At 45.2% G+C, this 11,224-nt stretch carries 6 protein-coding genes and 1 rRNA gene; 1 reads left to right on the forward strand and 6 read right to left on the reverse strand.

The genetic code is table 11. The annotated features are described in order from the left end of the window. The 3 genes from DOT_RS31140 to DOT_RS32520 all read right to left on the reverse strand — a co-directional run. A 16S ribosomal RNA gene (locus DOT_RS31140) occupies positions 1-228 on the reverse strand; the annotation flags it as partial. A 513-nt stretch (positions 229-741) separates the two neighbouring features. Further along, positions 742-2,007, reverse strand: coding sequence for a tyrosine--tRNA ligase (tyrS, locus tag DOT_RS20695; RefSeq protein ID WP_009623130.1), 1,266 nt, complete (start codon positions 2,005-2,007; stop codon positions 742-744). Between the two features lie 273 nt (positions 2,008-2,280). Then, the gene (locus tag DOT_RS32520; RefSeq protein WP_009623132.1) at positions 2,281-2,406 is read right to left on the reverse strand and encodes a hypothetical protein; all 126 of its coding nucleotides are present in this window, start codon (positions 2,404-2,406) and stop codon (positions 2,281-2,283) included. Between the two features lie 100 nt (positions 2,407-2,506). On the opposite strand from DOT_RS32520, the gene DOT_RS20700 reads away from it, so the two are divergent. Beyond that, positions 2,507-5,176: a PBP1A family penicillin-binding protein gene (locus tag DOT_RS20700; RefSeq protein ID WP_009623134.1), complete on the forward strand. Its 2,670-nt coding sequence runs from the start codon at positions 2,507-2,509 to the stop codon at positions 5,174-5,176. A gap of 164 nt (positions 5,177-5,340) precedes the next feature. Here DOT_RS20700 and DOT_RS20705 read toward each other — a convergent pair whose 3' ends face one another. The 3 genes from DOT_RS20705 to DOT_RS20715 form a co-directional block, all read right to left on the reverse strand. Next, complete coding sequence (locus DOT_RS20705; protein WP_009623136.1) at positions 5,341-7,704, reverse strand: endonuclease MutS2; 2,364 nt, start codon at positions 7,702-7,704, stop codon at positions 5,341-5,343. A gap of 67 nt (positions 7,705-7,771) precedes the next feature. After that, a complete protein-coding gene (locus DOT_RS20710) occupies positions 7,772-10,330 on the reverse strand; it encodes a U32 family peptidase (RefSeq protein ID WP_009623138.1) in 2,559 nt (852 codons plus the stop codon). A gap of 274 nt (positions 10,331-10,604) precedes the next feature. After that, positions 10,605-10,943 carry a hypothetical protein gene (locus DOT_RS20715; RefSeq protein WP_009623140.1) on the reverse strand — a complete coding sequence of 113 codons (339 nt, stop codon included), beginning with the start codon at positions 10,941-10,943 and terminating at the stop codon, positions 10,605-10,607. Positions 10,944-11,224 lie beyond the last annotated feature (281 nt).

Below are 11,224 nucleotides of genomic sequence, written 5' to 3' on the forward strand. Positions count from 1 at the left end.
TCTCAGAGGCCACCTTTCCTTAAAACCTGATGCCAGCTCTTAAGATTATCCGGTATTAGCCCTCGTTTCCAAGGGTTGTCCCGAATTTATGGGTAGGTTACCCACGCGTTACTCACCCGTCCGCCACTAAGAATTCTCTAAGCAAGCTTATTGAATTCTCCGTTCGACTTGCATGTGTTAGGCACGCCGCCAGCGTTCGTCCTGAGCCAGGATCAAACTCTCCATAAAAAGTTATTCAAACTCTTCAAGATGAAGAAGATGATTCGCTCATGATTTCTTTTGAAACTCTTGCGAGTTTCTCTCATTGGCTGTCCTTGTTGTTTAGTTTTCAAAGACCATTATTTTTACCCGAGACCGACTCAAACACGATGTTTGAGGTTAGAGCGTCGCCCGAAGACGCTGTCTTCGCACGTATTAGCCTTCTTGTAGGATGGCAGGACGCCGTGGCCGGATCTACATCTTAGCATTTTCAACTTGCGTTGTCAACAACTAATTTTTTCGCCCGGTCTCAACTATTGACTGCATTTTCGCACTTCAGTAGTGTATTTCGCGGCACTTCGATATATTAACATTTGATTACCAACTTGTCAACTATTTTTTTACGCATATTTTAGTAATACAAGTCGAATTTTTTAACTCCTGTCAAATCGGAGCTGAGTTTCTTCCTTTTGCGATGATTATTGACCAGTGAGAGTACAGAACGACTGTCAATATATCAGTCGTTCTGTACCTTCTCTTTATTTAGCTGAATTTTATAAGATAATAGTTTTTCTTTCCTCGACGAATAACAAGATACTTACCATCTAAACGCTCCAGCTGAGGAACTGTTGTTTCTACGTCCGTATGCCGAACATCGTTAATATAGATTGCTCCGCTGACAATCGCCTCCCTTGCTTGACGTTTAGATGATACGACACCACCTTGGACCAACAAATCGATAAGCCCGATTTTAGGATTTTCGATAGTCGCCGAAGGGACATCACTAAACCCCTCTTCAATTTCTGCAGCAGACAGATTTCTAAGTCCGCCTCCAAAAAGTGCACCTGAGATTTTTTCAGCTCGCTTAAGAGCGTCTTGGCCGTGAACTAACTTTGTCACTTCTGTAGCCAGCACCCTTTGAGCTCTTCTCTTTTCGGGTTCCTTTTCTACACCTTCTGCCAGCTCATTGATTTCCTCCATTGATAAGAAGGTAAAGTATTTCAGGAATTTAATAACGTCCCGGTCATCCGTGTTCATCCAGAACTGATAAAATTTATACGGAGACGTCTTTTCTGCATCGAGCCAAACGGTTCCCGATTCTGTTTTTCCAAATTTCACCCCGTCACTTTTCGTAACGAGAGGCATTGTTAGGCCGTGTATTTCCTTCACTTGATCAACCGACATCCGACGAATCAAATCGATACCCACAGTGATATTGCCCCACTGGTCACTACCACCCACCTGCATCTCACAACCATACACTTCATTTAATTTCAGGTAATCGTACGATTGCAATATCATATAGCTAAATTCGGTATAAGATATACCTTTGCTCATTCGTGCTTCCACGGAGTCTTTCGCTAACATAGTTCCCAAGGGGAAGTTCTTACCGATATCTCGTAAAAACTCAATAACTTGAAGTGAACCAAGCCATTCATAATTGTTGGCTACAATTGCCGGGTTCACTTCAGTTTCGAAATCCAAGAATTGTTCAAGCTGTCGTTTAATCTTATGGGCCCATTGATCTACAACTTCTTTGGGACTCAGTACCCGTTCGGATGCTTTACCGCTGGGATCGCCGATTAACCCTGTTCCTCCGCCCACCAAGGCTATGGGTTTATGCCCGGCTAATTGAAATCGCTTCAAGACTAAGATAGGCAGCAAACTTCCAATATGCAAGCTATCTGCAGTCGGGTCGAAACCGCAATACAAGGTCAGCGGACCCGCTTCTAATCTTTTACGCAAGGCCAACTCATCCGTATGTTGATATACAAGTCCTCGTTCCTGCAAATCCTTGAAAATATCCATGCTTATACTCCTCCTTTGTGTTACTTACGATCCTGAACCATATTTGTACCAACCAGATAGTGAAATTTCGAGTAGGTCCCCAAAAACAAGGAAATCCCTCAACCCAAGGTTGAGGGACGAAAACACTTCCGCGGTACCACCCACATTGACGCCGATCTTCAGAAACGGACATCCAGCTTAACCAGCGATAACGGGCTGATCCGAGAGTTATTGGCTCTAGTCATGAGGTGTAACTCTTGGTTTCTGGGTCGATTTGCACCTCACACCGACTCTCTACTGCCTTCCGCCAAGTTTCTTCTCAATCATACTATTTACTTTATGTACATAGGCTACTATATTATTATAGCGTGTCCATGCCGAGCTCGCAACTACTCTGATTTTTGCCTTTAGCTCGCCCATAGCTTATAGGATCTCCTTACAATTGTAGAAGTATGATATAATTCAAGGAATTAAAATTTTTGCAAGCCTTATTCTTTTTACTATAAAGGAGGTACAAATCATGCCATCGTCCCGGAGACCAACGAGCCCAAGGCGCAAAAAGCGCTCATCAAAACCTCGGATTATACTCTTGTCAATTGTGACTTTTATTGTTCTTGTTATGATCGGCTTGGTAATTTTCGTTGGAATTGCTGCAACAGGCACCCCAAAATGGGACCCTTCATTGCTTCATGACCAAAAACAAACATCCTTTCTTTATGACAAGGACAACGTTCAGTATGCCTCATTGCATGGGGTGGAAAACCGCCAAACAGTCATTTCCTCTAAAATACCCGACCTCGTAAAAAAAACGTTTGTCGCAGTTGAGGACAAACGCTTTTACCAGCATTTCGGAGTAGATCCCATTCGGATCATCGGCTCTGCACTGAACGACATTCGCTCCAGAAGTACCAAAGAAGGGGCAAGTACCATAACCATCCAGCTCGCACGCAATGCCTTTATAGACAATCCAACAGCCAAAACCTTTACCCGAAAGATCCAAGAAGCAATTCTTGCCATTCAACTTGAACATGAATACACAAAAGATGAAATTCTTACGTTTTATCTTAACAAAATTTTCTTAGGTGAATCATCATTTGGAATCCAAGCTGCAGCCAGAACTTATTTTGGCAAAGATATTGGGAATTTAACACCTGACCAAGTTGCACTTCTAGCAGGTTTACCACAAGCCCCTAGTCAGTATAATCCTTATATGCATCCCGATGCAGCGAAAAATCGCCGTACCATCGTCCTCGGAGTGATGCGTGATGCGGGAATTATTACCGCTCAAGAATACACCACATATAAAGATACCCCGTTTGATTATGTTGATACGATGAAAAAAACCCTCGGTGGCGCCGAAAAAACCACCGTGTCCGATGCGAGTTACAAATATCCCTATTTTGTTGACTATGTTATTGAAGAACTGGAAAGCACTTACAACTTAACCCCTGATCAAATCTTCAGCGGTGGTTTGAAAATTTACACGACTGTCAATCCAAAAGTTCAAGGTGCTGCTGAGGCTGCATTTGCTGATCCAGCCAACTTTCCCAAGGGAATTGATAGCACAAAGGTCCAAGGAGCCATCACTGTCATTGAGCCTTCAACCGGATCAATTCAAGCAATGGTCGGTGGGCGGGACTATACAACCCGTGGACTGAACCGGGCTTGGCAATCCCCACGGCCGCCTGGGTCGACGATCAAACCCTTGGTCGTCTATGGCCCAGCCATTCAGAAAGGTGGATATTTTCCCGGTACTGTTCTTGACGACATGCCTGTGAGCTATAACCAAGGAAACGGAAAAGCCTGGTCACCCACTGATTTTGATACAATAGACAAAGGATGGAAGGGCCTCATTACTATGCGCTATGCCCTTGAAGACTCTGTCAATGTCTATGCTGTCAAGCTTCTGGACCTGATTGGTATTGATTACGGCTGGAAGTTTGGTAAGGAAAATCTCGGACTCCCGCTAGAAGACAGCGACCGCAATTTAACACTTGCCCTCGGGACTCCAAATATATCGACCCTGCAGATGGCTGCCGCTTACGGAATTTATGCCAACAACGGAGTTAGCGTTACCAGCCATGCCATTGTAAAAGTTGTAGATGCCAAGGGGAATACAGTGACCTCAAAAATTACGAAAAACCGCGTTATGAAAGAAACCACGGCATACATCATCAATGATATGCTGCGAAGCGTTGTGACCGACGGAACAGGATACAGTGCCCAAATCGGAAACTGGGCCGTTGCTGGTAAAACCGGTACCACTTCCCTGGACCCTAATATATACGGCAATAGAACTGGTAATCCAGATGCCTGGTTTGCCGGATATACTCCAAATTATGCAGGGGTTGTGTGGATGGGCTATGATTCTGACCCAGACAGGCAACATTATTTGCGAAGTGTTTATGGTGGTAGTTACCCCGCTCAAATCTGGAAGAAGGTCATGACGGCCGCTCTTCAGGATCTCCCTGTGCAATCGAAGTTTACTATTCCACCGGGGATTATCAGTGGCTCTTATGATACTAAGTCAGGGTTGCTTCCCAGCAGTTTAACTCCAAGCACCTTTATCTCTACGGAGATTGCTGCTCAAGGTGATTTTCCCACTCGGGTCAGTGATGTGTGGTTTGAAAAACAGGTAGATGCAGATCATCCGAACTTGTTGGCTAATCCAAATTCAACGAATACTGTAACTAAGATATTCTTGAATTTGCCCAGCCGAGATCCGTCCTGGATATGGCCACAACGTGAGGCTCCCTACAAGCCTCCTACCGAGACAGTTTCAGATCCTGTTACCACCCCCCCAGCATCCGATCCTGTTACTGGTTTAGATCCCACAATACCACCTCCAACAAGTGGGCTTCCAGAAATAGATCCCACGCTTCCCTCTCCCACACTTGGCCGAATCAACTATACTGCCAAAACTTACACTGCAGTTATTCCCATGACCGTTCCTGAAGAGAATATGGGGGATTCCACTATCTTTTACCTTCAGCGTACAGGTCAAACCACTATCGAAAGCTTCCCCATTGCGGCTTCGAACTCAGCGTCAACCTCAATTTCGATTTCACTTGGTGAAAATGGCAAACCTCCCATTCCTGGCGACTATATTTTCTGGGCCGCTTTCAAGAACCGAAACGGATCGGGAATTGGGCCGCTTTCTGGAAGTGTTAAATTAACCCTAACTGACTAAACTAACAAATTTCACATTAAGGGGGTACCTCTGGTATCCCCTTACTTATAACTTCTGATATATCTAAAGAAAAAGTATACAACGAAAGTTATACTTTCCGATTAGTACCAAAAAGGAGGGCAGTAGTTGCCCTCCTTTTAACACGCCTTCATTTCTTAGTTTGTTTACTTCAACTCAACAACTGTAACCCCAGAGTCCCCTTCTCCATATTCCCCTAGCCTAAAACTTCGTACATGTGGATGACCTCGTAGGAAATCCTGTATACCCGCACGCATGGCTCCCGTTCCTTTGCCATGAATAACGTAAATCAAGCCAACTCCACTAAGAACGGCGTCATCTAGATATTTGTCTAAAACTTCCGTGCCCTCTTCGACCAACATCCCTCTTAGATCAATCTCGCTGCGAATCTCCTCCGCTTTTTGAAACCCGATATTCACGTCTCGTGAGTATTTGGGTCGGATCTTCTTCTCCTCATTGGTTAACTTTAATTCCACCAGCGGAACCATGACTTTCATAATTCCTGCTTGAACTAGCACTTCACCATTGGCATTAGGGAGCTTAATGACCTGCCCTTTCTGCCTAAGTTTCGTCATCTGAACCGTCTGCCCTAGCTTGATCTGATCTGCCACTAGTCCGCTGCCAGGACGTTGTACCTTTCGACCCTTGTCAAGCCTGGCTGAGATTCGATGAAATCCCTGGCGTGCCTTTTCAATATCTTGTTGTTGTTTGTTTTCCTTCTTAAGAGCTGCTTTCAACTCTTCGATTATGGCATCCGCTTCCCGTCTAGCCTGTCGAACAAGCTCACTAGCCTCATCCTTGGCCATACTTAAGAGTAGTTCATATTCCTCATCTAAGAGAATAGACTTTTCTTCCAAAGCTTTACTTTGCCGCTCGACCGCTTGTCGCCCAGTTTTAACTTTTTGTTTCTCCAATTCGATCTCTCGGTGAGTCTCTCCTAAGTTTTCAATGAGATCTGCCACCTGCATTTCTCGTTCCGTCACAAAGGTATTCGCCTTTTCAAGGACCTGTTCACTCAAACCCAACCGTCCAGCGATAGTAAAGGCATTACTCTTACCGGGAATTCCGATCAACAGCCGATAGGTTGGACGCAACGTCTCTGTATCAAATTCCACTGATGCATTTTTGACGCGCGGTGTTTCATAGGCGAACGTCTTAAGTGCTCCATAGTGAGTTGTTGATACCGTTCGGCAGCCTCTTTCATGAAGTTCAGCCAAAATACCCATCGCGAGAGCTGCTCCCTCCGTCGGGTCAGTTCCTGCCCCTACCTCATCAAGTAAAACCAAAGAACGCTCGTCTGAACGGTCAATAATTTCTACAATGTTTTTCATATGACCCGAGAAGGTACTTAAGGATTGCTCCACACTTTGTTCGTCTCCAATATCTGCAAAGATCTGGGTAAAAACTCCCATTCGAGAATCATTTTCTGCTGGAATATGAAGACCCGACTGAGTCATAGCCGCCATTAAGCCGACCACTTTTAAGGCCACCGTTTTTCCCCCAGTATTGGGTCCCGTAACCACTAACGTATCAAAATCAATCCCTAACTCCAGCGAGAGAGGGACAACCTTTCCTAATATCAACGGATGCCGCGCCTGAACCAGCTTCATCTGTTGACCCTTTACCAATTCCGGCGCACCTGCGTTCATTGCCACACTTAACTGCGCTTTGGCAACCACCAGATCTAATTTAGCCAGAGCTTCATGTAGCTCTGCCACTGCATCCACACGTGCCTCAATTTGTGATGAGAGCATTTGCAGAATTCGCATGACCTCACGTTGTTCCTTCAAAATCACTTCGCGCAGTTCATTCCCTAGATGTACTACTGGCATGGGTTCAATAAAAAGGGTTGCTCCGCTCGCCGATTGATCGTGTACAATACCAGGAAATGCTGTGCGGTATTCCTGTTTTATAGGCAAAACATAACGATCTGAACGTTGAGTGATAATAGGATCCTGCAGCATTTTCTGATACGCAGAATTCCGCAGGGTTGCCTCCAGGCTTTCCCTAATACGATTCTGAAGACGATTAAGGGCACGCCTTAAGTCTGCCAGTTCCGGGGAGGCACTGTCCGCGACCTTTCCATCCTCCGCAATGCAACGAGAGATTTCGTCTTCTAGATCTTTCTGTGGTTCGATGGGTAACACGATCTCCCATAACCCAGGGAAACCCTCATTAAGTTCTAGAAGAAGTAGTTTTATTTTCCGTCCTACTCTCAGCGTATCTCGAATCTCGAGTAATTCCTCACCGTGGATTACCCCGCCACGTAAACAACGCTCAATATAGGGACGAATTTCTTTAGCACCGCGGACAGAGAAGAGGGGGTTTCCTCGCAAAAGATTCTTTCCTTCTTCCGTCTCCTGCAGTGCCAAGCGTACCGATTCCCAATCAATAAACGGTATTAGTCCAACGGCCAGTTCCTTGGCCCGAGGAAGGATACAATATTCAGCCAGACTTGATAAGACCTTTGGAAAGTCTAGCTTATTTAGAACTTTTTCTTCGATTCCCATAGTTCCTCCTTTGCGCTGGCTATGACTTGAACAAGGATGTATGGACAATCCTTTCAACTAGATTAACCTACAACACGCCGCGGAAGAAATGCCCTTTCGTAAATCCCTCAGGGAAAAGAGACGTTAGCTCCGACATCCCCTCTTCTGACGTCCATGAGAACTTCTTGTTTTCACACAATGTATCCCAGGCCTCAACAAACAAACGGACAATCTGCCGGACTTGCTCAGGAGTTTGCCGAGTCAATTGCAAGCGAACAGTTGAAATCCCCATGCGCCGAATTTGGGCCAGCTCTTCATACAAGTTAAGTATTTTAACATTGAAAAGGTGCATCCGGCACTCCTGATCCGTTTCCACTGGAAAATCATAGCGCAGGCGATCGCGCAAATAATGCGGTTCTTTCACACACGTTCCGGTGCAGCGTTCCCCTTTTTTCCCACCCAGCGTTGATCCGATCGGACAGTATTCGCTCACCATCATTTCGAGGTCTCCAAACGCCAGCAGCTCCACAGCTGGCCACTTCGCTAAATGGGCAAGTTGTTCGTGATGCACTTCAGGTGAAAGGGTCACCTTTTTAGCACCCCTGCGCCAAAAATAGGCAAGACTAGCTTCGTTAAACACATTTAAGGAGTAATCCACTTCAAACGGCCAATTCTCATCAACGGTCTTCAAAATTTCTAGTTCGCCGAGGTTGGAAATCATCAGCTTCGGTTTCCTGTCCCACTCCGTCGCTTTTTTCAGGTCTAACAGAAGGCTTGAACTCTGAGCCTGATTTAAGATGCGTGGTAACCGCCAAGCGCAATCGATTCCCTGTTTCCTGCAGATCTCGAAGCTATTCCGAATCTCCTCCAGCGAAAAGCCGCGCCGGGAACGCCAATGTTCCCCACCGATGAGTACTCGCTTTGCTCCCGCCTTTAGGGCAGCTTGTAGCGTTTCGTTGTCACTTACAGCTACTGAAATTCGGGGGATGACTGTTTCCCTCAAACTTGCCCGCTCTTCAGCCTGACGCTGTTTCCATTTTTCTACTCTCTGTCTATAAGTTTGTCGGGCAACCCTTTGCCGAGGCACTTCTTTCAGTAACTCTTCAACGGCTGAACGGCGCATTTCATTCAGATCACTTACTGGCAGCATGGTACCTTCTTCAATCTCCAACTCCAAGTCATTTAGCCAAAAGGGTGTTGTCCCTAATCGCCCTAACTGCTGGAAGGCATAATCCCGCGTCAGCGGCCGTTTTAAAGCTTTCTGAGCTAAGCCCGTCGAATAAACGGTTACTCTCCGCCCACTCTCGATGACTTCTAACCGCAATTTATCTCCAACGTGCCCCACTAAACGCATGTTCAATGGACCTTTACGTTGCTCCCGTCCCTCTTGGAAGCTTTCCCGAGCCTTTTCCATTAACAACGCATCATTGGTCTTAAAGACTCTGTCTCCAGGCTGGGCCATGCCAAAGAATTCAATTTGAATAGTTTCCCCGGGTTTTCCTTCTTCGACCTCTGTCTGATCCCGCCAAATTGAACCTACTGTGACTCCTTCACGTCCACGACCTGTCCAAAACTCGATCCCATCACCAGAGTGCAAAGCGGCCTCCAGTTTGAGAGATAATCGTCCCGCCTCTAAGCGAGCCACTCGCCCAAGACGTGTCCCTCGGTTGTTCGGACGACTATAGCTCATAAGCTCCGCGCCGAGGTTCTCCCTGAAATACCCGCTTGTGAAATCCCGGTTAAAGACCTGCAACAATTCCTGATGTTCACTCGAAGTAAGCAAAGGACCAACCGCCTCAGTTTCCAGCTGATCTTCCATCCGCTTTAAGGCTTGCCGATAGAGCCGAATCACGGTCGCCACGTACTCGGGCCGTTTCATTCTCCCCTCAATTTTAAGAGAATAAATTCCGATTCGTTTCAACTCTGCAAGTTCTTCGGCTAAGTTCAAATCCCGAGGGCTAAGCAAATGTTCTCCTGGGCTTTTTGTGGCTAAAAGGTTCTTTTTCTCTTTGTTGACGAGCTGATACGTCATCCGACAAGGTTGGGCACATGTACCTCGATTTCCGCTCCGCCCCCCAATAAAGCTCGACATCAGACATTGCCCAGAATAACCTATGCAAAGTGCGCCGTGCACAAAAACCTCAATATCTAGCGACGTATTTTCTGCAATCATTTTCATTTCAGCGGCTGAGGTCTCCCTAGCCAACACCACACGACGAAAGCCAAGAGATTCCAAATGCTGAACTCCCCAGCTTGTGTTCACCGTCATTTGTGTACTCGCATGGGTTTCCATTTCTGGAAGAATTGTATGAATTAATTCCGCGACTCCAACATCTTGTAAAATCACGGCATCAACACCTATTTCGTGCAAGGAGTAAAGATAGTCCACCAGTTCCTGGAACTCTTGATCCGCAATCAGAATATTAACCGTCACAAACACTTTAACCTGTCGTTCATGAGCATAACGAACAGCTTTTTGTAGTTCTTCTAAATCAAAATTTGCAGCGCTTGCTCGAGCACTAAAGCTTTTACCGCCCAGGTAAACCGCATCCGCGCCATTTTCCACCGCCGCCTTAAATGCCTCGAAACCTCCTGCTGGGGCTAAAAGTTCTAGCGGTCGAGATTGATTTTTTATGATTTCATCCATGTAATTACTTCCCCTGTTTCTACATTTGCCCTTATTTAATTCCCATCCTCTGCTCAGGACTGGACAACAACCTTATTATAATTGTTTCCCTATAATTTGTACAATTTGTGCTTTGTAAACTTGGAGTGACCTCAGTCATCTCGTTGAGAATGTATTTGCTAAGTTGCAAGAGTGTACGACAAAGATGAAACGGTTTAAGAGTATATTTGGAGGACTTGAAATCCTAAAGCTACACAAAAAATGAGGTACACCTTAAATCAGTGTACCTCATTTTTTAAAGCCCTTCAGTATTCAACTTTTCCATTGCATATTCCTGACCATCCCAATGGACTATCATTGTGTACCGTATACGTTTATCTTGTAGATTGTCGTTTTGACAATCTACATAACTGTCAACTTGAAATCTATCTCCGCCTAAATTTTTAATGTAGCTATCCGTTAAGTAAGCAAATTTTTTATCACCCTGGGTTGGTATTTGGTAGTTAATAATATTCTTAGACGATTCGAATACATTAATCATAATGCTCTCTGAATTATTGTATCCTACCTTGAACGCCACTGTTGAAGACAAGAAGACCACTAAAAGTAATAGATATAAGTGTTTCCTCTTCATTTGATCTCTGCCCCTTCCGTTTGGAATTTTCATCTAGTAAATTTAATTATTCTGCCCGATCCGCTGCTGATACCACCAGATACAATTCCAGAGTATAAATATGTTAGGGCTAAAGTCCCAGTTGATATATTTTTAGTATATATGGAGGCAGCACGAGTGGATATAAGGCCATAGCCCCAATCTTAGAAAGACCAGTCCTAGTTCATTGGTCCTAGTCCTCCTGATCTATAAAAGGAAAACCCTCAGAGGCCTTGCTCAATTTGATATGCTCCCTTTGTGGT

It is taken from the genome of Desulfosporosinus sp. OT, from assembly GCF_000224515.1.
Lineage (GTDB): Bacteria > Bacillota > Desulfitobacteriia > Desulfitobacteriales > Desulfitobacteriaceae > Desulfosporosinus.

What these genes read in the sequence shown, in the direction of transcription:
- tyrS (WP_009623130.1), bottom strand. Translation starts at nt 2,007, where the DNA reads ATGGATATTTTCAAGGATTTGCAGGAACGAGGACTTGTATATCAACAT.
- DOT_RS20700 (WP_009623134.1), top strand. Translation starts at nt 2,507, where the DNA reads ATGCCATCGTCCCGGAGACCAACGAGCCCAAGGCGCAAAAAGCGCTCA.
- DOT_RS32520 (WP_009623132.1), bottom strand. Translation starts at nt 2,406, where the DNA reads ATGGGCGAGCTAAAGGCAAAAATCAGAGTAGTTGCGAGCTCGGCATGG.
- DOT_RS20705 (WP_009623136.1), bottom strand. Translation starts at nt 7,704, where the DNA reads ATGGGAATCGAAGAAAAAGTTCTAAATAAGCTAGACTTTCCAAAGGTC.
- DOT_RS20715 (WP_009623140.1), bottom strand. Translation starts at nt 10,943, where the DNA reads ATGAAGAGGAAACACTTATATCTATTACTTTTAGTGGTCTTCTTGTCT.
- DOT_RS20710 (WP_009623138.1), bottom strand. Translation starts at nt 10,330, where the DNA reads ATGGATGAAATCATAAAAAATCAATCTCGACCGCTAGAACTTTTAGCC.